The organism is Chryseobacterium luteum, from assembly GCF_000737785.1.
Lineage (GTDB): Bacteria > Bacteroidota > Bacteroidia > Flavobacteriales > Weeksellaceae > Chryseobacterium > Chryseobacterium luteum.
Genome location: NZ_JPRO01000020.1, coordinates 136,435 through 162,204, shown reverse-complemented (window position 1 = coordinate 162,204; position 25,770 = coordinate 136,435). Strand labels below are relative to the sequence as shown.

At 37.2% G+C, this 25,770-nt stretch carries 24 protein-coding genes and 1 tRNA gene; 21 read left to right on the top strand and 4 right to left on the bottom strand.

Annotated elements, in window-relative coordinates:
- Positions 1-404 precede the first annotated feature (404 nt).
- On the top strand, positions 405-1,268 hold the full coding sequence (locus tag IX38_RS18020) for an SPFH domain-containing protein (RefSeq protein WP_034707268.1): 864 nt from the start codon (positions 405-407) through the stop codon (positions 1,266-1,268).
- A gap of 152 nt (positions 1,269-1,420) precedes the next feature.
- Positions 1,421-1,618, top strand: a complete 198-nt coding sequence (locus IX38_RS18015) for a hypothetical protein (protein WP_034707267.1) — start codon at positions 1,421-1,423, stop codon at positions 1,616-1,618.
- 124 nt (positions 1,619-1,742) lie between these two features.
- Here IX38_RS18015 and IX38_RS18010 read toward each other — a convergent pair whose 3' ends face one another.
- The gene (locus IX38_RS18010; protein ID WP_034707266.1) at positions 1,743-1,943 is read right to left on the bottom strand and encodes a hypothetical protein; all 201 of its coding nucleotides are present in this window, start codon (positions 1,941-1,943) and stop codon (positions 1,743-1,745) included.
- Between the two features lie 134 nt (positions 1,944-2,077).
- Between IX38_RS18010 and amaB the strand changes: the two genes are divergently transcribed.
- From amaB to IX38_RS17955, 11 genes are all read left to right on the top strand, one after another.
- Positions 2,078-3,628 (top strand): L-piperidine-6-carboxylate dehydrogenase, encoded by a 1,551-nt coding sequence (gene amaB, locus IX38_RS18005; protein ID WP_034707264.1) that lies wholly within the window; start codon positions 2,078-2,080, stop codon positions 3,626-3,628.
- A 106-nt stretch (positions 3,629-3,734) separates the two neighbouring features.
- Positions 3,735-5,060, top strand: coding sequence for an L-lysine 6-transaminase (gene lat / locus IX38_RS18000; RefSeq protein ID WP_034707262.1), 1,326 nt, complete (start codon positions 3,735-3,737; stop codon positions 5,058-5,060).
- A gap of 62 nt (positions 5,061-5,122) precedes the next feature.
- Entirely contained in the window at positions 5,123-5,353 is a 231-nt protein-coding gene (locus IX38_RS17995; RefSeq protein ID WP_034707261.1) for a DUF2007 domain-containing protein, read from the top strand.
- A 261-nt stretch (positions 5,354-5,614) separates the two neighbouring features.
- Complete coding sequence (locus IX38_RS17990) at positions 5,615-6,127, top strand: GNAT family N-acetyltransferase (protein WP_034707259.1); 513 nt, start codon at positions 5,615-5,617, stop codon at positions 6,125-6,127.
- 116 nt (positions 6,128-6,243) lie between these two features.
- Entirely contained in the window at positions 6,244-6,699 is a 456-nt protein-coding gene (locus IX38_RS17985; RefSeq protein ID WP_034707258.1) for a P-loop NTPase family protein, read from the top strand.
- Position 6,700: 1 nt separating this feature from the next.
- Positions 6,701-7,885, top strand: a complete 1,185-nt coding sequence (locus IX38_RS17980; protein ID WP_034707257.1) for an efflux RND transporter periplasmic adaptor subunit — start codon at positions 6,701-6,703, stop codon at positions 7,883-7,885.
- Between the two features lies 1 nt (position 7,886).
- Positions 7,887-11,033 (top strand): efflux RND transporter permease subunit, encoded by a 3,147-nt coding sequence (locus IX38_RS17975; protein ID WP_034707255.1) that lies wholly within the window; start codon positions 7,887-7,889, stop codon positions 11,031-11,033.
- An 89-nt stretch (positions 11,034-11,122) separates the two neighbouring features.
- On the top strand, positions 11,123-12,538 hold the full coding sequence (locus tag IX38_RS17970; protein ID WP_034707254.1) for a TolC family protein: 1,416 nt from the start codon (positions 11,123-11,125) through the stop codon (positions 12,536-12,538).
- 522 nt (positions 12,539-13,060) lie between these two features.
- Positions 13,061-13,549: a GNAT family N-acetyltransferase gene (locus IX38_RS17965; protein ID WP_034707253.1), complete on the top strand. Its 489-nt coding sequence runs from the start codon at positions 13,061-13,063 to the stop codon at positions 13,547-13,549.
- Between the two features lie 4 nt (positions 13,550-13,553).
- Complete coding sequence (locus tag IX38_RS17960; protein WP_034707251.1) at positions 13,554-14,033, top strand: MarR family winged helix-turn-helix transcriptional regulator; 480 nt, start codon at positions 13,554-13,556, stop codon at positions 14,031-14,033.
- A 168-nt stretch (positions 14,034-14,201) separates the two neighbouring features.
- Positions 14,202-14,275: transfer RNA gene (locus IX38_RS17955), tRNA-Ala, on the top strand.
- Positions 14,276-14,750: 475 nt separating this feature from the next.
- On the opposite strand, the gene IX38_RS22090 is transcribed toward IX38_RS17955, so the two are convergent.
- The 3 genes from IX38_RS22090 to IX38_RS17940 form a co-directional block, all read right to left on the bottom strand.
- Complete coding sequence (locus tag IX38_RS22090) at positions 14,751-16,589, bottom strand: acyltransferase family protein (protein ID WP_051884857.1); 1,839 nt, start codon at positions 16,587-16,589, stop codon at positions 14,751-14,753.
- 545 nt (positions 16,590-17,134) lie between these two features.
- The gene (locus IX38_RS17945; RefSeq protein WP_034707249.1) at positions 17,135-17,494 is read right to left on the bottom strand and encodes a hypothetical protein; all 360 of its coding nucleotides are present in this window, start codon (positions 17,492-17,494) and stop codon (positions 17,135-17,137) included.
- Between the two features lie 169 nt (positions 17,495-17,663).
- Positions 17,664-17,981 carry a hypothetical protein gene (locus tag IX38_RS17940; RefSeq protein WP_034707248.1) on the bottom strand — a complete coding sequence of 106 codons (318 nt, stop codon included), beginning with the start codon at positions 17,979-17,981 and terminating at the stop codon, positions 17,664-17,666.
- A 287-nt stretch (positions 17,982-18,268) separates the two neighbouring features.
- Between IX38_RS17940 and IX38_RS17935 the strand changes: the two genes are divergently transcribed.
- From IX38_RS17935 to IX38_RS17900, 8 genes are all read left to right on the top strand, one after another.
- Entirely contained in the window at positions 18,269-19,090 is an 822-nt protein-coding gene (locus IX38_RS17935; protein WP_034707246.1) for an alpha/beta fold hydrolase, read from the top strand.
- Between the two features lie 127 nt (positions 19,091-19,217).
- A complete protein-coding gene (locus IX38_RS17930; protein WP_034707244.1) occupies positions 19,218-19,850 on the top strand; it encodes a hydrolase in 633 nt (210 codons plus the stop codon).
- Between the two features lie 20 nt (positions 19,851-19,870).
- Positions 19,871-21,259 carry an alginate export family protein gene (locus IX38_RS17925; RefSeq protein ID WP_034707243.1) on the top strand — a complete coding sequence of 463 codons (1,389 nt, stop codon included), beginning with the start codon at positions 19,871-19,873 and terminating at the stop codon, positions 21,257-21,259.
- Positions 21,260-21,525: 266 nt separating this feature from the next.
- Positions 21,526-22,272, top strand: a complete 747-nt coding sequence (locus tag IX38_RS17920; RefSeq protein ID WP_034707241.1) for a M17 family peptidase N-terminal domain-containing protein — start codon at positions 21,526-21,528, stop codon at positions 22,270-22,272.
- 2 nt (positions 22,273-22,274) lie between these two features.
- A complete protein-coding gene (locus IX38_RS17915; RefSeq protein WP_034707239.1) occupies positions 22,275-24,164 on the top strand; it encodes an amidohydrolase in 1,890 nt (629 codons plus the stop codon).
- A gap of 11 nt (positions 24,165-24,175) precedes the next feature.
- Positions 24,176-24,601 carry a DoxX family protein gene (locus tag IX38_RS17910; protein ID WP_034707238.1) on the top strand — a complete coding sequence of 142 codons (426 nt, stop codon included), beginning with the start codon at positions 24,176-24,178 and terminating at the stop codon, positions 24,599-24,601.
- Between the two features lies 1 nt (position 24,602).
- Positions 24,603-25,076 (top strand): Dps family protein, encoded by a 474-nt coding sequence (locus IX38_RS17905; protein WP_034707237.1) that lies wholly within the window; start codon positions 24,603-24,605, stop codon positions 25,074-25,076.
- Positions 25,077-25,082: 6 nt separating this feature from the next.
- Positions 25,083-25,748: a YoaK family protein gene (locus tag IX38_RS17900; protein ID WP_034707235.1), complete on the top strand. Its 666-nt coding sequence runs from the start codon at positions 25,083-25,085 to the stop codon at positions 25,746-25,748.
- Positions 25,749-25,770 lie beyond the last annotated feature (22 nt).

Sequence of the window (25,770 nt, the reverse complement as noted above, 5' to 3'; positions counted from 1 at the left end):
GCGAGATGCGGGGTCAGGGTTGGGGTTATAAATTATGAGTTATGAATAATGAGTTTATTGTGAGATGAGATTTTTGTGATTCAGGATGCTGTCTGCAATTTCTATGGATCACCAATTTATCTAAGCCTTCATTCCCATTCCCTGAAGGGGTGAATTTTTGCAAAGCAAAAATACGGGTAGCTAAAAGAATTATAAACCCGTCAAAGCATTCAGATTGTACCACTCATCAAACACTCATCCAACCTTTCAATTCTATGCCTATAACCCCGAACCCTCACACCTCGCATCCCGTATCTCGAAACTCGCATCCCGAAATCCAAAAAAACTCCTCACCCATCACTCAAAATTCAAAACTAATTTATATCTTTATGATATCAAAATAATATCAAATTAAAATTACAATCATGGAAAAAGTTTTAAAGCCAATGTCAGGCTATCTGGCATTAGTATTCTGTCTGATTTTATTTGCCGGAGCCGTTTACTTTTTTATTTCCGGCGTTGAGCAGAGCATCACCTTTGTTGTCCTTGCCATGCTGTGCTTTCTGCTGTTCTGTTTCTTTCTGAAGGGACTGATGATCATTCAGCCGAACCATTCAAGAGTATTGAATTTCTTTGGAAAGTATGTGGGAACAGTGAAAGACAACGGACTGTTTTTTATCAATCCTCTGTATTCATCGCAGAAAATGTCATTACGTTCCGAGAACCTGCAGGGGCAAACTTTGAAAGTAAACGACAAGATGGGTAACCCAATTGAAATCGCGGTGGTAATGGTCTGGAAGGTAGGAGATACCTATAAGGCAGCTTTCGATGTGGAGCGTTATTCAGATTTCGTAAGAATGCAGAGCGAAGCTGCGGTACGTCATTTGGCGATGAGTTTTCCTTATGATAATTTAGAAGATGACCATGCCCCGATTACTTTGAGAGAAGGTGGTGATAAGATCAATTCTATTTTGGAGCAGGAGCTTACGGACCGTCTTTCAAAGGCTGGAATCACTATCCAGGAAGCGAGAATTTCTCACCTTGCCTATGCTTCAGAAATTGCAGGAGCCATGCTTCAGAGACAGCAGGCAACGGCAATTGTAGCGGCAAGAACAAAGATTGTAGAAGGTGCTGTTGGAATGGTGGATTTGGCATTGAAAAAGCTTTCAGAAGAAAATATCGTAGAGCTTGATGATGAAAGGAAAGCAGCTATGGTAAGCAATTTAATGGTGGTGCTTTGCGGTGAAAAAGCAGCCCAGCCCATCTTAAATGCAGGAACTCTTTATTAAAATGAAGAGAGAAAAGTGAAGAATGAATAGATTTCATAACAAACTTAGCTGATTAAAACGCCTTTGCGAACTAGTATAAAAGCTTATTTAAACGAAATCTTTGCGTCTTTTGCGTTATTAAAAAATATTACTAAACAGGCAAAGAGAAAAGAATGAAATCGGAAAAAACCTCAAAACCCTCCGAAAGCAAAGGCAAAAAATCCTTTGTCATCAGGATCGATGAATCTACCTATAAACAGGTAGAGAAGTGGGCAAATGACGAATTCAGGAGCGTAAACGGGCAGATTGAATACCTGCTGCATCAGAGCCTGGTCAATTCAGGAAGGAAAAAGAAAGATGAAGAAGGATAGGAGGGCAATGGTGAAAAACAATTTTATAATCTGACCAATAAGAGAACAATAACAATTCAGTTAACCTTACTAAATACAAAAAGCAGAGAAAATTTTCTCTGCTTTTTGTCAATATATCAAGTATTTATTCAAATAATGTAGTAAAGTAATTGCTGATCACTGTCCAGAAATTTTTACCGAGAAAATAAATAAGGGTAGAAGTAATGATTCCTTTTACGGTGAAGAATATAATCCCGCCTATCCCGAATTTTTTAACCAGGCTTTTCCATTTGGACATCTTCTTTTCTTCCATTGTATTATCCTGCACTGTATTATTATTTTCCATTCCTGAAATTCAAAAGATTACCCCGCAAAGATAAGCATGTTTATAATTAGTCCAAATAAAAAGGATGTTAAAAATTAAAATTTTGAGGTTCGCATAATATTTCTATCTTTAGAGGAAACGAAAAGTAACATTTTATGTCTAAAAAAGTAAAGGATTTCGGAATCGAGAAAACACTCAAAAACCTTGGTATCAAAGAAGAAAATAAGGGGACTTCAGTGGGCGGAAAATATTTTGCTTCGGGGAAAACGATAGAAAGTTTTTCTCCCGTAGATGGCAGATTAATCGCCAGAATTAAGACTTCCGGAGAAAGTGATTATGACAAAGTAATTGAGACGGCTCAGAAGGCGTTTCAGGAGTTTAGATCCATCCCTGCTCCTAAAAGAGGTGAGATCGTTAGGCAGTTAGGCCAGAAATTAAGAACATATAAAGACGACCTTGGAAAACTGGTTTCCTATGAAATGGGTAAATCCCTTCAGGAAGGCCTTGGAGAAGTTCAGGAAATGATTGATATCTGCGATTTCGCAGTGGGGGTATCCAGACAGCTTCACGGCTACACGATGCATTCAGAAAGACCCGGTCACAGAATGTACGAGCAGTACCATCCGCTTGGCGTGGTAGGAATTATCACTGCTTTCAACTTCCCGGTTGCCGTTTGGGCCTGGAACACAGCTTTAGCATGGATCTGTGGAAACGTTACCATCTGGAAGCCATCAGAAAAAACACCATTATGTGCTATCGCATGTCAGAATATTATGGCTGAAGTAGTGAAGGAAAACAATCTTCCTGAAGGTATTTCAAGCGTATTGGTTGCTGATCACGAGATCGGACAGAAACTGGTTGATGATAAAAGAGTTTCATTAGTATCCTTCACAGGTTCTACAAGAGTAGGAAGAATGGTTTCTTCTAAAGTAGCCGAAAGATTCGGAAAATCTATCCTTGAATTAGGAGGAAACAACGCGATCATCATCTCTAAAGATGCAGATATTGATATGTCTATCATTGGAGCTGTTTTCGGAGCCGTAGGTACTGCAGGACAGAGATGTACGTCAACAAGAAGACTGATCATCCATGAAAGTGTTTACAATGAAGTGAAAAACAGATTGGTAAAAGCTTACGGACAGCTGAAAATCGGAAATCCGCTAGACGAAAATAACCATGTAGGACCGCTTATTGATGTAGACGCAGTGAATCAGTATGAAGAAGCCATCAAAAAATGTAAAAAAGAAGGCGGAAAATTTGTAGTTGAAGGAGGCGTACTAAGCGGAAAAGAATACGAATCGGGATGTTATGTGAAACCATGCATCGCAGAAGTGAAAAACTCTTACGAGATCGTTCAGCACGAAACTTTCGCGCCGATCTTATATCTTATCAAATATAAAACATTGGAGGAAGCTATTGCTATCCAGAACGATGTTCCTCAGGGATTGTCATCTGCGATCATGACCCAGAATCTTAGAGAAGCAGAATTATTCCTTTCTCATGCAGGTTCAGACTGCGGTATTGCGAACGTAAACATCGGAACTTCAGGTGCAGAAATCGGAGGAGCTTTCGGTGGTGAAAAAGAAACCGGAGGCGGAAGAGAATCAGGTTCAGACGTTTGGAAATACTATATGAGAAGACAAACCAATACTATAAATTATACAGCTCAACTTCCTTTAGCACAAGGGATTAAATTTGACCTGTAAGAATTTACTTTAAATTATTATTAACGATTTGAAAATTTAAAAACTGATAACCTGGAATGTTTAAATCCTTTTATTCATTCAATTTTTGAATCAAGCACAATTAATTATGGAACAGACAATTGATATAAAAGCAAATAAAGTAAAAGAAACCATAGGCAGACACGTTTTGGCAGATGGCTTTGATTTTGTGATGGATATTGAAAAATCCCACGGATCATGGCTGTATGACAAGCTTACCAACAAAGAATATCTGGATATGTTCTCTATGTTTGCATCAGCTTCAATAGGGTATAACCACCCTTATCTTGTCGAAAGATCCGAGTGGCTGGGCAAAATGGCCGTGAACAAACCCACTTTGGCCGATGTGTATTCAGAAGAATATGCTCACTTTCTGGAAGTTTTTGAAAGAGTGGTGATTCCTGAAGAGCTGCAGTATGCTTTCTTTATTGAAGGAGGAAGTTTGGGAGTAGAAAATGCAATGAAAGCCTGCTTCGACTGGAAAACCCGTAAGAATTTTGAAAAAGGACTTCAGACGGAAGCCGGAATCTGCATCCATTTCAGACAGGCATTCCACGGAAGAAGCGGTTATACACTAAGCTTAACCAATACTTCCGATCCAAGAAAATATCAGTATTTCCCAATGTTTGACTGGCCAAGGATCTTAAATCCTAAGTTATCTTTCCCTATCACAGAAGAAAATTTAGAGGAAACCATCAAGAACGAAAATTTGGCTCTTCTTCAGATCGAGGAAGCCATCCTTATGAACCCTGATAAAGTTGCGTGTATCATCATTGAGCCTATCCAGGCTGAAGGCGGTGACAATCATTTCAGAGACGAATTCCTGTTAGGCTTGAGAAAACTGTGTGACCAGAATGAAATCTTACTGATCTTTGATGAAGTTCAGACAGGTATCGCGATTACAGGAAAAATGTGGGCATTCCAGCATTTTACGGCAAAACCGGATATCATTTCTTTCGGTAAAAAAGCACAGGTTTGCGGCGTTTTAGCGAATAAAGAAAAATTCGATGAAATCCCCAACAACGTTTTCAGAGAAAGTTCCAGGATCAATTCCACTTTCGGAGGAAATTTTATCGACATGCTCCGTTTCCAGTTGGTAATGGAAGTGATCGAACAGGAAAATCTGGTAGAAAATGCAAGAGTAGTGGGTGATTATCTTCTGGAAAGATTAAAAGAACTGGCTCAGAAATATCCTGGGAAAATTTCAAATGCAAGAGGAAGAGGCCTGATGTGTGCCATAGATCTGCCTTCAGCAGAAGACAGAAACCATTTAATGAACGAGCTTTTCAAAGACGGATTGATCATTCTTTCGTGCGGGGATCAGTCTCTTCGTTTCAGACCACATCTTAATGTTACCACGGAAGAAATCCAATTGGCAATAGATAAAATTGAGAATAATCTTAATAAAATTTAAAACCAAAGATTTGTAATTTTAAAAAAAACATTGTACATTTAGATACTCAAACGATATAGAATATGGAAAGAAGTACGAGAGTGTCGGTTTTTGAAAGTGATAAGCCTTCAGAAATCCAGCTAATAAAGTCTAAATTGGATGATGCACAAATTACAAACAGCGTCGAAAACAATTATCTTACCTTCACGACAACGCCTACCGCAACGTCGTTGAAAATTATGGTAGACTTGGAAGACGAGAAGAATGCATTTGAAATTATAGATGCTTATCTTCAACAAAATGAAAATCAATAAAAAAATTTCATAATTTTAAATTTTACTACTTCGAACCGAAAATTAATTTTAATTAGTTTTCGGTTTTTTGATTCAAATAATGATGGTTTATTTAAAGATTTAAGAATTAAATGATTAAAAGATGAAGAATTGAATGGTCTTGGTTTTAATATTTACTGTAATTTTATTAAATGAACTCAAAATCAAACCATTGCAATTCCATTTTCAGCCAAACTTAAAATACCAATTTCCCCACTCCCTTAATTTAATATCAAAACAATAATGAATTTAGAAACTAAACTAAGAAAAGCCGAAATTGAAGATAAAGATACCATTTGGGCCATCATTCAGCAATCCATTGAAAGAAGAAAACAGGATGGAAGTACCCAGTGGCAGAACGGATATCCAAACATGAATACCGTAGAAAATGACATTGCGAAAGGCTTTGGATACGTTCTTACCGTAGATGGGAAAATTGCTGTATATGCAGCATTGATTTTAAATGACGAGCCGGCTTACAGCACTATTGAAGGAGCCTGGCTGAGTAACGGAGAATTTGTTGTTGTTCACAGAGTAGCCGTTGATGGAAAATTTGCCGGACAGGGAATGGCTAAAAAACTTTTTGACCATATTGAGGATTTTACAAGATCAAAAGGGATCCAAAGTATAAAAGTAGACACCAATTACGATAACCCGGCCATGCTGAAGATCCTGGAAAGCAAAGGATATTCCTATTGTGGTGAAGTCCTTTTAAAAGACGGAATGAGGAAGGCTTATGAGAAGATTATAATTTAACCGGAAAGTTAAATCCATTCTCATTGAATTTTTAAAAGAAGGTCTATTTATAAACTCTATCGGGTTTGTTCGTTTAGTTCTGAACTAATTTATACTTTTGTGAAAATTTTTATATTATGCACCAAAGTATAGAAATTGATGAAAAAATTTTTCAGGATGCCGTAAAATTTTATAGCACCGTTTTCAATCTACCGCCTTTAGCTTCAAAAATTTATTCCTACCTTCTTTTCGATTATGAGAAAGTAGGGATTACATTTGATGAATTTGTCGAAGTGCTTTCTGCAAGCAAAAGTTCTGTTTCCACCAGTATTTCATTACTGCTGAATGCTCAGCTTATTATCGACCACAACAAAATGGACGAGCGGAAACGGTATTTTTTCATCAATGACGAGTACAAGAAGATCAGATTTGAAAAAATTGTTCAAAAAATGAAGGATGAACTCAAACTGCTGGATGACCTCAACAACTTTAAAAAAAATCATGACAATGAGTACAACGAACGGATAGAAGCCTATAAAGCACTTTTATATAAAAACATAGAAAATATTCAGGAATCTCTTAATAAACTTTAAAATGAATAATAAGCTAGTTATACTTTCTATTGCAGCGTTTTCACTTACAGCCTGCAAAAAAGAAGCTCCAAAACAGGATGGCCCGAAAACTTTTCCTGTGGTTTCTGTAGAATCAAAAAATATAGTGGGCTATCAGACTTTCCCGGCTACCATACAGGGAAGGGTCAACAATGATGTCCGCGCAAAAATACAGGGATATATTACTCAGGTGTTGGTAGACGAAGGACAGTATGTTACAAAAGGACAGCCATTGTTCCGTCTTGAAACCAATATCCTTACCGAGAATGCTGCTGCCTCCAAAGCCGGTATCGGTGCTGCGGAATCTACAATTGCAGCAGCACAGGCTTCTGTAAATGCAGCGCAGGTGGAAGTCAATAAACTGAAACCTCTTGTTCAGAAAAATATCATCAGCAATGTTCAGCTGCAGACGGCACAGGCCAATTTAGCCCAGGCCCAGGCTCAGCTCCAGCAGGCTAATGCTGCCAAAAGACAGGCCGTTGCCAATTATAAAGGTGTGGAAGCCAATATCGACTATTCAGTGATCCGTGCACCTATTTCCGGAGTTATCGGAAAGCTTCCTTTAAAAGCAGGAAGTTTGGTGGGACCAACTGACCAGACTCCTTTGACGACAATTTCAGATACATCTCAGATTTTCGCTTACTTTTCAATGAACGAAAAAGAATATTTCGACTTCCTTGAAAAATCTCCGGGCTCATCTATGCCCGACAAAATTAAAAATCTTCCAATGGTGGAACTTCAGCTGGCCAACGGAAGTCTTTATCCTGAAAAAGGAACAATTGAAGCCATTACAGGCCAGATCGATCCTACAACGGGAACTATTCAGTTCAGAGTGGCTTTTAGCAATGAACAGAAATTATTAAGTAACGGTAACAGCGGAACCATCAGATTCCCTCAGCATTATGACAACGTATTGGTAGTGCCGGAAAGCGCAACGTACGAGCAGCAGGGAATTGTCTATGTTTATAAAGTTGAAAAAGATACAGCTAAAAATGTTGTGGTGAACGTCATAGACAGAATAGACAATCTTGCCCTTATAAAATCCGGTATCAATAAAGGAGAAATTATTGTAGCGGCAGGTATTGGAGGCCTGAAACCGGGAACAGCCATTAAGAAGAAACCCGTTAAAATGGATAGCCTTGTTCAATCAATAAAACCGAAATTCTAAGATGATTAAAAATTTTATAAACAGACCGGTTTTATCCACCGTAATCTCAATTCTGATTGTGATTCTCGGTGTTCTGGGACTAGTCTCGTTACCGGTTACACAGTATCCGGACATTGCACCGCCAACGGTAAGCGTTAGTGCAAGCTACACCGGAGCCAATGCGGAAACGGTCATGAAAAGTGTGGTAGTGCCTTTGGAAGAGCAGATCAACGGGGTGGAAGGAATGGATTATATTACTTCCAGTGCCGGAAATGACGGTTCTGCGAGCATCCAGGTATTCTTTAAACAGGGAATTGACCCGGATATCGCTGCGGTAAACGTACAGAACCGTGTGACAAGAGCTACACCTTTGCTTCCAAGTGAAGTTACGCGTTCCGGCGTTGTTACCCAGAAACAGCAGACCAGTGCTTTGATGTATATGTCCTTCTATTCTGAAAACAAGGACCTGGATGATGTATACCTTCAGAACTTTCTGAATATCAATATTATTCCAAATCTGAAAAGAATTAACGGGGTAGGTGATGCCAACGTTTTCGGGGGTAAAAATTACTCCATGAGAGTCTGGCTGGATCCTGCAAAAATGGCAGCTTACAGCATAACTCCTACGGATGTTACCAATGCCATCAACGAGCAGAGTAGAGAAGCTGCTGCCGGTTCTATCGGGCAAAACAGCGGAAGCTCTTTTGAATACATCATTAAATATGTAGGTAAATTCAACAACAAGGAACAATATGATAACATCATCATTAAATCTCTTGGAGACGGCCAGAACTTAATGCTGAAAGATGTTGCTAAGGTAGAACTTGCAGGTCAGTCTTACACAGGAGTCGGGGAAAACGGCAACAACCCGTCCATCAGTATGGGGATCTTTCAGACACCGGGTTCCAATGCCCAGGAGATCATTAAAAATATTAAAACCTACCTGAAATCATCGGAAGGAAGCTTTCCCGAAGGAATTAAATATACGTTCAACTTCGATACCAACGAATTCCTGGATGCGTCTATTGAAAAGGTTGTTCATACCTTAATTGAAGCATTTATCCTCGTATTCATTGTGGTGTATATTTTCCTTCAGGATTTCAGATCCACACTGATTCCGGCCATTGCTGTTCCGGTATCCATTGTAGGTACGTTTTTCTTTTTGAACCTTTTTGGATATTCATTAAACTTACTGACATTATTTGCTTTGGTTCTCGCAATCGGTATCGTTGTGGATGACGCTATTGTCGTCGTCGAGGCCGTGCATGCCAAGATGGAGCACGGTATTTCGGATGCTAAGAAAGCAACCGTAGAAGCAATGGATGAGATTACAGGAGCGATTATCTCTATTACCTTGGTAATGGCGGCTGTATTTATTCCGGTGACGTTTATTACAGGACCTACCGGGGTTTTCTATCAGCAGTTTGGTATTACACTTATTATTGCCATCATTATTTCTGCTGTTAATGCATTGACTTTAAGCCCGGTTTTATGTTCTTTATTTTTAAAGCCTCACGATGCACATCATACAGAATACAAAAAACTGAATTTCCTTCAGAAGTTTTTCTATAAGTTTAATATTGCCTTTAAAACAGGTACTGAACGTTACGGAAGAGGATTCGTATTCTTGTTAAGACATAAATGGGTTACATTAATCATTTTCGCTGTTACAGGAGGCATTTTATTCTGGGCAAATTCTACAATGAAGAAAGGGTTCGTACCTACGGAAGACAGGGGAATTATCTTTACAGATGTTCAGCTTCCTCCGGGTGCTTCTATGGAAAGAACATACAATACTTTGAAAACGCTTCAGGCCAATGCTATGAAAGTTCCCGGAGTACAGAATGTTACCATATCCACAGGTAGGGGCTTTCTATCAGGAAACGGCAGTAACAATGGTCTTGCTTTCATTAAGTTGAAACCATTCGACGAAAGGAAAAAAGACGGACAGACGTCAGAAGATATTACTAAAAAGCTGTTTGGTATTTCAGGAAAAGTTCCCGATGCCAAAGTCGTGTTCTTCCAGCCTCCGAGTGTTCCCGGTTTTGGTAACAGTGCCGGTTTCGAAATGGTATTGCTGGATAAATCAGGTGGCGAATATGCAGATTTGGATAATAAAACGAATGAATTCATCGGTAAGCTGATGGAGAGACCCGAAATTGAATTTGCGCAGACCTCATTCAACACAAAATATCCTCAGTACCAAATGGAAATCAATGTTCCTTTGGCCAAACAAATGGGAGTTTCTGTGAGTGATATCCTGTCAACCATGCAGGGCTACATCGGGGGTGTTTACACCGCTGACTTTACAAAGTACGGAAAACAGTTCCGCGTAATGGTTCAGGCGCTTCCGGACAACAGAAAAAGTATTGATAACCTCAATGAGCTGTACGTAAAAACAGGTTCCGGAGTAATGTCTCCGATCTCACAGTTTGTAACGTTGAAAAAAGCATACGGACCACAGTCGGTAAGCCGTTACAACCTTTTTACTTCAGTGAAAGTGACAGGGGCAAACTCCGCAGGATACAGTTCCGGAGATGCGATCACTGCAGTACAGCAGGTTGCTAAAGAAACACTGAACCAAAATTACGATGTAGAATTCACAGGATTAACAAGAGAAGAATTAAACTCAGGGTCCCAGACTTTATTGATTTTCGGATTAAGCTTGATTTTCGTTTACTTCATCCTTTCGGCCCAGTATGAAAGTTATATTCTTCCGCTTATTGTGGTAATATCTCTTCCGCTTGGGGTAATGGGGGCGTATTTCGGGCAAAAAATCATGGGTCTGGAAAACAACATTTACTTCCAGATTGCCTTGATTATGCTCGTCGGATTATTAGCAAAAAATGCCATCCTGATCGTCGAATTTGCCGTTCAGAGAAGGCATCACGGTGAAACGATCGTCATGTCTGCCATTAATGCTGCAAAAGCCAGGTTAAGACCTATCCTGATGACATCATTTGCATTCATTTTCGGTCTGCTGCCGCTGGTTCTTGCAAGCGGAATCGGTGCGGTTGGTAACAGATCAATTGCAACGGGAGCGGCAATCGGGCTATTAATAGGAACCATTTTAGGACTTTTCGTAATTCCTGTACTGTATGTAATTTTTGAATATTTACAGGAAAAAGTAAAGCCCCTTAAAAAAGAAGAAATCAATTTAGCAGAATAATTTAATTAGAGAAGTTAGAGGTTAGATTTTAGAAATTAGTTTTTAAATCTAGCTTCTAACCTCTAGTTTCTAACTTCTAATTTCAAATAATGAAGAGTTTATTAAACATCATAAAAGGAATAACTTTTTCAGTCGCAATTCTTGGTGCTGTTAGCTCCTGTATGGCCAGAAAAGAATATGAAAGACCCAAAAACGTTGTGGACGAGAAGCTTTTCCGTACAGATATGCTGCCTTCTGACAGTACAACGGTTGCCAATGTTTCCTGGAAAGAAATATTCACCGATCCCATACTTCAAAAGCATATTTCGAAGGCTTTAGATAATAATTTAGATATAAGAATCGCCCTGCAGAACATCAATTCTGCAGAAGCTTATTTAAAGCAAAGTAAAGCAGCTTACGAACCGACCTTAACGGTGGGGCCGGGCTATACTTTTCAGACCCAGTCTTTAAATACGCAGACCGGACAATTGTTTGGGCAAAGACGGTATATCAATCAGCTTGACATTACAGCAAGTTTAGGCTGGGAAGCAGATATCTGGGGTAAAATGAAAGCCCAGGAAAAAGCTCAGTTAGCCACTTATTTAGGAACCGTTGCGGCGCATAAGGCCGTAAAAAGCGATTTAGTTGCCTCTGTTGCTTCCGCTTATTACCAGCTGCTTACTTTTGATGATCAGAAAAGAATCATTACAGAAACCATTGCAGTTCGTGAGAAAAATTTAGAAACAACCAAAGCTTTAAAAATAGCAGGAACAGTAACGGAAGTTGCCGTTCAGCAAAGTGAGGCGCTGGTTTTCAATGCCCAATCTTTATTGATTGATATGGATACTCAGATCCAGCTCCTTGAAAATACAATGAGTCTGCTGATGGGAGAGCCTTCACATACCATTGAAAGATCAACGCTGGAAAGCCAGAATGTTCCCGGTGATTTAAAATTAGGATATCCTGCCCAGTTACTCGCCAACCGTCCCGACGTAATGAGAGCGGAATTTAATTTAATGAATGCTTTTGAGCTCACCAATGCTGCAAAAGCCCAGTTTTATCCTACCTTAAAGATTACAGGAAACGGCGGAATTCAGTCTCTTGATATTGACCATTTATTCAGTGTCAATTCATTGTTTGCAAGTGTAGTGGGAGGTTTGGCCCAGCCGATTCTAAACAGGAGAGCAATCAAAACCAATTATGAAGTCAGCCTGGCCAACCAGGAAACCGCTTATCTGAATTTTAGAAAAACGGTTCTTACAGCCGGAAAAGAAGTTTCAGATGCGATCCGGGTATTTTCAGTGCAGGATTCATTTATTGAATTAAAGCAGAAAGAGCTTAATGCTTACAAAAACTCGGTGGAGTATTCCCAGGAACTGGTTAACTACGGTATGGCAAATTATCTTGAAGTGCTGAATGCAAGCGTCAATTCATTAAATGCAGAACTGAATATTTCCAATGCAGAATACAGTAAAATGAAAGCTGCTGTAGAGCTTTACCAGGCTCTTGGTGGTGGATGGAAGTAGATGCTTCAAACCAAAAAAATAGTAAAACGTATGTCAGTAATGATGTACGTTTTCTTTTTAATTCTTATCCCGGATACAGGTTAGTTAATAAATCTGTTTAAACTTATATTTTAATAGTTGGCCAATCGCAAAAGCACAAATTATAGTAAAGAAAACGTTTCAAGGCGCAAAGATTTTATCTGCAATAAAATTTTAAGGGATTGTTTAATTTTTAAAATCTCGCGGATTTGGCAGATTACGCAGGTTTTTATAGCTGAAATAAGTCTGCAAAATCTCCTTAATCAGCAAGAGGAATATGTTTTTTAGTATTATTTCTGCATCATAATTTTGTTGAATAAAATCTAAACAGGCTTTAGCTTTTTACTACAGAATTTTGCTGAAAATCTTTGATTTTCTTGCGCCTTTGCGATTTTCCAACAAAGAAGTTTAAACAAATTCAATGTTAAAAAAAGATAAAAGAATAATTTTATTTGTATATATGTAGTAGACTACGTAGTTTTGTTATGTAAAAATAATAAAGATATGAAAGTACTTATTCAGCAACTGGATAACGCCTATTCTGATGAACTGATCGATCTGATCCTTACGATCCAGCAAAAAGAATTTAACGTACCTATTACCATTGAAGATCAGCCGGATCTTAAAAAAATTGAAAGTTTTTATATGGAATCTGGCGGAAATTTCTGGGGAGCTTTTATAGAAGGCGAGCTGGTAGGTTCCATAGCACTGGTTAAATTTGATGAAAGAGCAGGTGCAGTGAGAAAGATGTTTGTAAAAAAAGAATTCAGAGGGAAAGAGCTTAATATAGCGCAGGTGCTTCTGGAAGTTTTAGTTGCTTTCTGCCGTGAAAATGGAATAGATACGATATACCTGGGAACAGTAAGTGTGTTGAAAGCAGCCATAAGGTTTTATGAACGGAATCATTTCCTGCAGGTTGAAAAAGAAAATCTGCCGGCCCGTTTTCCACTGATGAGTGCGGATAATGTTTTTTATTATTTAAACGTAAATTAGTCTTATGAATATAATAGATGAATCAGGGATCCTGGCCATATCAACAAGGCTTCAGCGTTTAAGTGAACAGCTCAGAAAAGACGGTGTACTGATCTATAAATCTTTTGATATTGATTTTGAACCCAAATGGTTTCCGGTGATCTTTACATTGCACCATAAAAAAGTATTGAGCGTTGTGGAGATCGCCAGTGAAATAGGATATACCCACCCGTCAACTATAAGTCTGCTGAAAGAGCTGGAGAAGCAGAAGCTTATTCAATCGAAAAAAGACAAACAGGATGAGCGCAGAAGACTTATTGCTCTTGCTCCAAAAGGGATTGAGCTCATCGAAAAAATGAAACCTGTCTGGGAACTGATGTCAAAAGTGCTTGGGGAGATTGCCGACAATGAGAACCATCTTTTGGCCGCTATTAATGAAGCGGAAGAAAAGATTGCTGAACAGTCTTTTTATCAAAGAGCTTTGCAATTAAAAAACGAAAAGTAAATCAATTGATTTCCAGTTGTTTGTTAAGTATTATATTTGTTTTTTTGCTAGGATCGGTTCAGATTCTGGGAAGAAGAGGGAAATTCAGTATAAATTTCTGATAAAAAAGAGGAGAAAATATTTGGAAATGTAGTTTAAATACTTACTTTTGTACCGCTTTAAGAAAAAGGGGAATTAGCTCATCTGGCTAGAGCGTTAGACTGGCAGTCTAAAGGTGACGGGTTCGATCCCCGTATTCTCCACTACTTCAAACCCTTTCCCATAAAGGGTTTGATTCAAATCAACTTTTTGAAAGCGTATTAATAGGTAACAAAAATTAATACGTATGAAAAATCTAAACTTCGGATGCAAACGCTCCGAATTCCTGGTAACCAGTTCAAACGATGACTGGTTTATTCAATACCATTTCTATGAGCCTGACAGATTACAGGCATAACCAATACAAGAAAATGCTGTCTTCATTATTACTGACTTAGTAGACGGAATCATGTCTAAAAGTGAATGCATGCACTGGAATCAAATCTAAAAAAGCATTCCGGTTGTTGATCTTTTAAGGAAGGAGTCGCCAATATTAGGAGCATTACTCAATACACCATTGATAGGCTTCACCCTAATAATGATTTGTATAAGGTAATTTCAAACATGATCGCAAAAACTCGATATTATAATATGAACGCAAAAATTACAGATTTATTTACATCATAAATGGATAAATATTTATTTTAATTTTTTTGTAAGGAAATATCTGTACTGCTCTGTTCCGTAATAAGATAAATGATTTGTATCATAAATGTAAGGTTCTCCATAATACGAAATTTCTTTTACTTTTAAATTTAAGATATCAATATACTTGTCACCTAATTTACTGATTAAAAACCTATTAGTTTTATTATTGTTTTCCTTTATTAATCTATTATTTTTATGATCAATATTAAAATTATTTTTCACATAATAAGATGTCGGAAAATCTAAATAATATGTATTTGTTTGACCAATGTAAAAAACTTTAGTTCCGTATTTTTTAAAATATTTTTCTGAAAAAGATATATGTTCTGATACTTCTTCATTTAAATATCCGGCGTAATTGCTGTTGATGATCACCAAATCAATCCTATTATAATGTTTTGGGAAAAATTCTTTAAAAAAGTAATTAAAATAATCTTTAGGTCCGGGATAATTTGTCTTTGAATTAATCATTGGATAAGTTGCATCTGCAGTAACTTGAATCAGATTATATTTGTCTTTAGGGAAAATATTATGAAGAGTTTGGGAGAACATTGCCGCATGACTATCACCCAGCAAAATAACATTCATTTTTTGAGGCAGTACCTTGAGTTTATCCAAATTATATTCAGTCAGCCTTTGATAATACATAAAGTGCTTATCATCTAAACTGTATTGCTTTTGAGCCTGGCTACTGTACTTATAATTAGCTGTTGCAACCGCCATATTGGCATTGTAATTATCTAATATATAATTAGGGTTTGTTTTTGTAATAGTGAGAGATAATGCAAATAAAACTATCGTTGAACCCAGTACTAATTTGTATTTATTATTGTAGTTTCTTTTCTCTATGAAATAGTACGATAGAATAGCAAATAAAAGAGACAGGACAATAAATATTACTTTAAACCTGAACCTCTCATTTACATTAAAAAATATGCTTAAAACGTAGAATGGCCAATGCCATAAGTATAGAGAGTAAGAAATATTCCCCAGAAAATTTACTGGCTTATTATTAAAAAGTTTCAAATCAATATTGACTAATAAAATTAGCATTGTTGAAACAACCGGAATAATAGTTATTATTGACGGCCAAGTAATGGAGTGTTCGTTTGTTACCACAATAAAAATACCCAGAATAACAATGCTTATGCTTATTATTACAAGTTTTATATTGAATTTTATAGTTTTTACTCTGTCTTCAAATAAAAATGCTAATCCTCCGAACATCATTTCCCAGGCACGAGTATAAAAAATGAAAAACGAATATGACTTATCATATACGCTATGAATCAGCATTGATGCAAAAGAAATAGATATCAAAGCACAGAAGCATATCAAAAAAGCATTTTTTCTTTTTTGATATACACTTTTAAATAAGAGTAATATCAATGGATAAATCATATAGAACTGCCATTCTACTGACAAAGACCAGGTATGCAATAAAAAATTAAATTGTGACTGTTGATCAAAATAGCCACTATTTAGATAGTAATAAATATTAGAGAAAAAGAAACTGCTTGAAAAATACGATTTTAAGTAGCTTAAAAACTGTGTAGGCAGTAAAAAATAGATAAGAACTGCAAAAAAAGTAATCATAGCTAATAAAGCCGGGAAAATTCTTACAACTCTTTTCTTGTAAAATTCCAGTAAATGAAAATTATCATTTTTAAATCCAGAAAGTATAATTCTTGTCATTAAATATCCAGAAATCACAAAAAATATATCAACACCTATAAAACCTCCTTTAAAAAGTGAAAATTTATAGTGATATAGAATAACAGCTATCACAGATATTGCACGTAGAAATGTGATATCATTTCTAAATTTCATTATTTGCTTGTTTTCAACAAATATAGTAATATTAGACCATTAATAAAGCCCCGGACATTAGGGTACTGAAACCTAAAAAGTTTTGACCTGAATTTTTTTTCTGAGCTTCCAACTGATTATACTTACATATTAAAAAAACGTCGTTTAAACGCTGTTAATACGCATTAATAAATTGATTTTCAGATTGTGCAGTTTAAAGGTGACGGGTTCGATCACCGTATTCTCCGCAAAGCGGATGATTAAAATCTCATCAAAAAACGCTTGAAAAGCTTTAAACCCTAATTTTGATATTGCTCCGTCTCATTCAATGTAATTCTTAATAAAAAAGTTATTTCCGGAAAAAATTGGATTGTTCAATTAGTTTCCTGGAAATAACTTTTCTGTTTATATCTGTAATTGCGCTTTACAGATATGGGTTTTACAGTTCAAACTGGTTAAAATAATTTACTTGATAACAAAGCCGGATTCTGCATCTTTTCCATAACTTCAGAAGTATCAGATTACTCAGGAAATCATGTTAAGGGTAGAAGATAAGGCTGCTGGTTTTAATTGAGCTGATAGTTAACAAGTACCAGACTCAAAATAAAATGTACATAATCCTGATCGGCTGCCTGCCTGTTAATCAGCCTGTTTTTATAATCATAAGAATTCAGGACTTTTATCAGTTTCTGATACGTTTCAAAATGATCTCCTTTAATTTTGACTCTTCCGTTATCGTTCCTCGTTTTGATGATAACGTCATCCAGAGTTCTGATTTTAAACAGAACGTAAGATAATTTCGGATTGGAATTCATTCGCCCTGCATATCTTTCAACTATATTAACCTTGAACGAATCAAATACGATTGTGTTAAATACAATATTAGAGTAAGGCTCCTGCGTATTGAGCTCAAGTGTATAGTTCATAATTTTATTTTATACAAATTTAATCCAGAATCTAAAGAAATCAAAGAAAATAGTGAATTAACAGACATATTAATAAACAGCATTAATGAAACAGCGTTAATAACCAGTACTTTGCACAGTGAATTTTTCTGGACAAATTTTATATCGTTCAGGAAATTGCTGTATAATTTTAATGATGTCTTATTCCTTTTTGATGGTAAGTAACATCTTTATTGCCTGACTGATAATTTTTAGGAATAACGGTTTTGGCTTCGTCATGAGGAATTGGAGGTGTATAAGATTGCTGTCCTGTTTCAGGGGTGCTGAAATGGATTTGTTTCCCGTTTTTATACAGTTTATCATCATAAGTCCTGTACATCTGGTTTTCCTTGTACATATTCCCGTCAGGAGCCATAAATGTTTTCAGTTTTTTATTTTTTTTTCTTAATGCCAGAAGAAGTAACGACCCGCCCAATAAGCCCAATGCTATTTTTACTTTATTATTCATAATGATAAGTTTGCATTTATAGAACAAATTTTTTGCCAAGACTGAAACTGGTCTTCCTTTTTAATCACAAATGCGGTTATTTCGTTACCCGGATTGATGTAACCATCAAAATTATCACGTCTTTTTTCTCATTTTTAAATAAAAGGTACATAAAATTACGATATATCGTAATTTTATTTTATAGGTTTATTTTGTAATTTTTTGATTTTCAGTTATTTAAAAACATAGTGTGCTTTTTGTAATTAATGGTATGAATTCAATTATTAATTAACAAAAAATCTACAACAATGAGCACATTAAAATTAAAAGACGGGACAGAAATTTTTTACAAAGATCAGGGAAAAGGACAGATATTAATGTTCCACCACGGATGGCCTTTATCATCAGACGACTGGGATGCACAGGTTATTTTCTTCTTACAAAAAGGTTACAGAGTTGTGACGCACGACAGAAGAGGTCACGGAAGATCAAGCCAGGATATCTACGGTCATACCATTGAACAATATGCTTCTGACGCAGCTGAATTGGTAGAATTCTTAGACCTGAAAGACGTAGTTCATATCGGACACTCAACAGGAGGTGGTGAAGTGATCAGATATGTGAATAAATATGCTAACGGAAGAGCTAAAAAAGCAGTTTTGATAAGTGCCGTTCCGCCGATTATGGTGGCAAGTGAAAGCAATCCGGATGGTGTTCCTATGGAAGTTTTTGATGGCATCAGAGACCAGACACTGAACAACAGACAACAGTTTTATATTGATTTAACGTTCCCTTTCTACGGCTACAACAGAGAAGGTGCAAAAGTAAAAGAAGGTGTACAGAGAAACTGGTGGAGACAGGGAATGATGGGCGGAATTGTTTCGCATTACGACGGAATCAAAGCATTTTCTGAAACTGATTTTAATGAAGATTTGAAGGCTGTTGAGATTCCTGTTCTGGTTCTTCACGGAGAAGATGACCAGATCGTTCCTTACCAGAATGCTGCTTTAAAATCCATTAAATTACTAAAAAACGGTAAAATAATCACCTATCCGGGTTTCCCCCACGGTATGCCGACGACGGAAGCGGAAACAATTAATAAAGATCTTTTGGCATTCATCACTGAATAAAATCCATTTAAAATTATTCTAACTCAAAAAAATCATGGAAAATTCAGGTATGAAAATCTGAATAATCTGCTAAATCAGCCAGATTTTAAAAATTTAAACAGGCTCTAAACAATAATAAATAACTTTTATGAAACCATCACCAAAATTATTATCTCCGGATAACCATGCTCTTGTACTCATTGATTTTGAAGGTCAAATGGCATTTGCAACAAAAAGTATCTCCATGAATGAACTGCGTAACAATGTTGCGGTAATCTGCGGAGCATCAAAAATATTCAACGTACCGACTATCGTAACAACAGTTGCTGAAGAAAGCTTTTCAGGACCTGTTTTCCCTGAAATTGAAGAAGTTTATCCAATGGCAACTTCCGGTTATATCGACAGAACCACGATGAATACCTGGGAAGATGAAGCCGCTTACAAAGTGATCGTTGCAACTCAGAAACAAAAATTGGTTTTTGCAGGTTTGTGGACGGGCGTATGTATCGTAGGTCCTGCATTATCTGCATTGGAAGAAAATTATGATGTCTACGTAATCACCGATGCCTGTGGTGATGTGAGTGATGAAGCGCACGAAAGAGCCATTCAGAGAATGATTCACGCTGGTGTAAAACCAATGACTTCGATCCAGTATATTTTAGAATTACAGAGAGATTGGGCACGCCAGGAAACGTATGTTGCAGTGACAGATCTGATGAAAAAATACGGCGGTTCTTACGGATTGGGAATTCATTATGCCCACAATATGATTAAGCATTAAACACTATCTACACCTTTTCAATGTTGAAATCTGCAAATTACATATCATCCTTAAAAATTATCATTTTTGTTATCTTTTTCTTTTCAGAAAGCTTATCGGCCCAGAGTTTCAAGCTTCTGCGTTACGATGAAAACTATGAATATTTAAAAGATTCTGCTGATACTTTTTATAATAAGGTTAAATTTTTTCCGCTCAATGAAAAGAAAAATAGCTATCTGTCTTTCGGAGGAGAAGCGCGATATGAATATGTAGATTTCAACAATGAGGATTGGGGAAGGCTGAATATCGGTCACAATAACTTTTTTCTGCAACGCTATGATGTTCATGCCGACCTGCATTTGGGTGAAAATGTAAGAGTTTTTTCACAAATTCGGAGCGCTTTACAAAATGGAAGAAAAAACGGTTCAAGAGGAATTGACGAAGATCAGCTGAGTATTCAGAATCTCTTTGTTGATGTCAGTGTTTTTAAAAATCAGGAGAAAAAACTGATTACCAGGGTTGGGCGGCAGGAACTGGATTATGGCTCTGGAAGATTAATTTCCGTACGGGAAGGTCCGAATGCAAGACTTTCCTTTACAGGAGCTAAATTGATGTATTCCGGGAAAAACATTTCAGTCGATGCCTTTGCCATGATGGCAGACAGCATCAATGTTGGAGTTTTTGATAATAAAATATCAAAACAACTTAATTTGTGGGGATTATATTCCAAAATCATTTTTCCAAAAGCAGGAAACCTTGATTTGTATTACATAGGAATCCGAAGAGACGAATCTGTTTTTGAAGCGGGAACAGCCAAAGAAAAACGCCACACTATTGGCGGGAGATTCTGGAAATACGGTGGAGGATTTATTTACAATCTGGAAGCAGCTTATCAGTTCGGAAGTTTTGGAGATGGAAATATCAGCGCATGGACAGGTTCTATAGATGTAGGATATCTGTTTGAAAATGTTAAGTTTAAACCAAGTATTAATCTTCGTAACGATTACATTTCCGGAGACAAATCGAAGGACGACGGAAAACTCAATACGTTTAATCCATTGTATCCGAAAGGCGGTTATTTTGGCTTCAGTCCGCAGGTTGGACCGGTTAATTTAATTGATATTCATCCCTATGCCACGTTGGATTTAACATCTAAACTTAAAATGCAGGTCGATGTTGTTTTCAATTGGCGATATTCTCTAAATGACGGTGTTTACAGACCAAGTGGAGTCCTCAATCGTCCCGGAAGCAGTTCAGATAAAAGGTATATCGGAACAGCTTATCTCACCAATTTTACTTATAGTTTTAATCGTTTTATTTCTTTGGTAAGTGGTATTCAGTACTTCCAAAAAGGCAATTTTATTGAGGATATTATTCCCAATGCTAAAAGCGGAGTCTTCTACAATATCCGTTTAGGATTCAAATTTTAATCATCAAGTGTATTTTGAACTTTTATAAAAAACTAAAGAAGATATTTTGTTGGTCATCGCAAAGGCACAAGCTTTTTATATGTTTCTGTTCTTAGCGAAAGAAAATCAAAGATTTTCAGCAAATGCTCTTAAGAATTAAAAGAATGAAATTTTATCATAGATAAAATCCTTGCGCCTTAAAACATAGCCTATAGTACAATTTGCGCCTTTGCGGTTACCAACTTTTAAAATTAAAGTGTAAACAAGTTATCATTAAATCATTTATTATGCAAAATTCAATTTCAAAATATTTTAATTGGTCTAAAGCGATGTTTGTCGCATTGGTACTAACAACTTCAGCGGCCAATTTTGTTTCAGCACAAACAGCAACTGAAACAAAAACAACGGTCGGAACTACGAAAATTTGGGGAACAGTAGACGGAGTTTCTATTGTGGGTCTTGTGCAGGGTCCTTCTGCAGCAGTAGCAGATCTCCAGATTGCCTGTGTTTTCGAATATACGGAAGGTGATATTTTCAACCTGCCTGCACTTCCGAAAGAACTGAACGGGATGGTTCATCTGGATGAGGCTTTACAGGGAATTATTACCGATGTCAGAAAAACCGGAAAATTCAAAGGTCAAGCTTTGGAAACCTTATTAATTGATCCTCCAAAAGGAAGTCTATCATCTAAAAAATTACTGTTAATCGGGTTGGGAAACAAAAATTCTTTCAATGCTGAATTGATGAAAGAAGTCGGAAGTGTAGCCATGAGAGAAGCTTTAAAACTGAAAGTGAAAACTGCTTCTTTTGCCAGCGATATCAAAGATGCAGGAATCGATTCTCCGACCGCTTTGGTAGCAGAAAATGTGGTTTTGGGAGCTTTTGAAGCTTATCGTGCACAGTCTTATTTAAATGAAAAACATTTTTCAGATAAAATGAAATTACAAAAGTTGATTTTATTGGCCGGACCATCATTTTTTACTGTTGCCGGAGGTGGAATCAAAGATGCCATTACAAAACTTAATAGTAAATAATCATGAAAGCAGATCTTATTTTATACAACGGAAAAATTCACAGTTTCAATAAAGAAACGCCGGATATTTCTGCAGTTGCCATTAAAGAAGGAAAAATTATTGCTGTTGGAAATGACAGTTTGGTGGATCAGTTTGCAGAAGAATCGACAAAAATTATCGATTTAAAAAAGAAAAGAGTGGTTCCGGGAATCAATGATTCTCATATTCATTTGATTCGTGGCGGATTAAATTTTAACCTTGAACTAAGATGGGACGGTGTTCCTTCATTAGCGGATGCGTTGAGAATGTTAAAAGAGCAGGTTGACCGTACACCATCTCCTCAATGGGTGCGTGTTGTCGGCGGTTGGTCGGAATTTCAATTTTCGGAAAGAAGAATGCCGACGTTGGAAGAAATCAACAGGATTGCTCCCGAAACGCCTGTTTTTATCCTGCATTTATACGACAGGGCATTGATGAACAGAGCTGCTTTAAAAGCAGTTGGTTACACAAAAAATACGCCGGCTCCTCCAGGCGGACAAATTGAAAGAGATGCCAACGGTGAACCTACGGGATTGATTATTGCTACTCCAAATGCGATGATTTTATATTCAACCTTGGCAAAAGGTCCGAAACTTTCGTACGAACATCAGGTGAATTCTACCAGACATTTTATGAAAGAATTAAACCGATTTGGTATTACGAGCGTAATTGATGCAGGTGGCGGTTTTCAAAACTTTCCGGATGATTATCAGGTAGTAAATGAACTGAATGAAAACAAACAGCTGACCGTAAGAATCGCCTATAATTTATTTACTCAAAAACCAAAAAATGAGTTTGAAGATTTCAGCGAATGGATTGACACCGTAAAACTTTATCAGGGTGATGATATGTACCGTCACAACGGAGCAGGAGAGATGCTGGTTTTCTCGGCAGCAGATTTTGAAGACTTTTTACAGCCAAGACCCGATTTGCCTGAAAATATGGAAGCCGATCTTGAAAAGGTTGTTCGATTACTGGTTGAAAACCGCTGGCCTTTCAGACTTCACGCAACATATAACGAAAGTATTACCAGATTTTTAAACGTTTTTGAAAAGGTGAATCAGGATATTCCTTTCAACGGGCTTCCGTGGATTTTTGATCATGCAGAAACCATTGATGAAAAAAATATCGAAAGAGTAAAAAGTTTAGGCGGAGGAATTGCCATCCAAAGCAGAATGGCGTATCAGGGAGAATATTTTACAGATCGTTATGGCTCGGTGGCGGCAGAAAGTACCCCTCCAATTAAAAAAATGATCGAAATGGAAGTTCCTGTTGGCGGCGGTTCTGATGCCACGAGAGTAAGCAGTTACAACCCATGGGTTTCCATGTATTGGCTCACGGTCGGGAAAACGGTTGGCGGACTTCAGTTGTATACCGATACCCGATTGGACAGAAATACAGCTTTGGAATTGTACACAAAAGGAAGTGCCTGGTTTTCTCAGGAACAGCAGAAAAAAGGTGATATTCAGGTGGGAATGTTTGCCGATCTGGCGGTTTTAGACAAAGATTATTTCACGGTTGAAGATGAAGAAATCAAAAATATCGAAGCTGAAATGACAGTCGTTGACGGTAAAATTGTCTACGCAAAAGGAGAGTTTTCATCATTTGCACCTCCGTCAATTCCCATTCTTCCGGATTGGTCTCCAACGAATCTGTACAACGGATATTATCCGGTTGGCGGACCCACCCAGACAGCCATTGAAAAAAATGCAAAAGCGGATTTTAAAACACCTTTAACTTCTCAAATTCATAGTTGCGCCGGGAACTGCGATATACATCATCACAGTCACGACGCAGCAAGAATGAGTTCTGTTCCCGTTAATAACTACCATTCGTTCTGGGGCGCGTTGGGATGTTCCTGTTTTGCTTTTTAAACATTAAAATTATGGAAATTTTAAAACAAATTTTATCCTCAGATTTGGGATCATCATTTAACGATATCGCTTTTCTGATCTTTAGAGTACTTTTGGCAGTTGAGCTGTTCAGAGTTCACGGACTGAAGAAATTCAGATTAGAAAACGGACAAAAAGAAATCATACCGAATCCGCTTGGACTTCCCGATAAAATGAATGCTTTGGTAGCTTCGTTTTCAGATTTGGTGGTTCCTTTTTTAATTATTTTGGGATTGGGGACAAGACTCGCAGTTTTGCCGACGATTGGTGTGACAGCGATTGGTTATTTCGTGGTCCACAGAAAAGATTCTCTGGAAGTACGTGATGTTCCTTATATGTATACTTTGTCTTTATTGTTGATTCTTGCATTGGGTGCAGGAAAATATTCACTCGATTATTATTTATTAAATCTACTTTAAAATGAAAACTTCAATTGGAATAAAAAACGAAAACCTGGTGAAAGTTGCTGAAGTATTGATTCAGACATTAGCAGATGAATTTGTACTTTACACCAAAACAAAAAAAGCCCACTGGAATGTGGAAGGTGCAGATTTCTACAACAAACATCTGTTTTTTGAAATGCAGTATGAGCAGTTGGATCAGATCATTGATCAATTGGCTGAAAGAATCAGAATGCTGGGACATTATGCTCCGGCTACGTTGAGAGAATATCTTGGACTGACTCATTTGTCTGAGCATCACCTGGAATCCAATGACAGCCTGACTTATATGAAAGAACTGCTGTCTGATCACGAAAGCATTATCATTCATCTTCGTGAAAATATCGAAAATTTTGCAGTAGAATTTCATGACGCAGGAACCAGCGATTACATCACCGGATTGTTGGAAACTCATGAGAAAATGGCCTGGATGCTTCGTTCACATTTAAAATAAAATATCATGGAAATAAAACATAATATAGGATTCGTCACGTTCTTATTAACCATGATTGCAGGGTATTGTGATACAGTAACTTTTGTTTCGGCAGATTCTATTTTTTCTGCGCACGTTACGGGAAACTTTATTGTATTTGCCTACCAGTTTGTAAAAGGTTCTGATATTCATGCATGGATAAAGCTGCTTACATTTCCTGTTTTTATTCTGGCGGTGATTGTCGGGGGAAGAATTGCCGGAAAAGTTCTCAATCATTATACGATTTTGTTTTGGGAAGGATTTTTACTTCTTTTAGCCGGGATTTTAGTTGCAGTTTTTAATTATAACGGAATGTTTACAGAAGTAATCATGTACACGGTTACCATGATTGCCGTTTTTGCGATGGGACTTCAGAATGCTTTCGGGAAATTGTATGCTAAAGAAACACACGGTCCAACGACAATGATGACGGGAAATGTTACGCAGGCTTCACTGGATTTCGGAAATTTAATTAAAAATGGTTTTCATGATGCTGATGCATTGATGAGCTTAAAGAAACAGCTTATTTTAATTATTGGTTTTTTAGGAGGGTGTTTTTTAGGAGCTTTTGCAGGAAAGCAGTTTGGGCTTGTGACATTGGTTTTTCCGGGACTGGCGATGATTATTTGCTATCTTTATCACCGCAAAATCTAGCGGCAAAAACTGGTACATCATC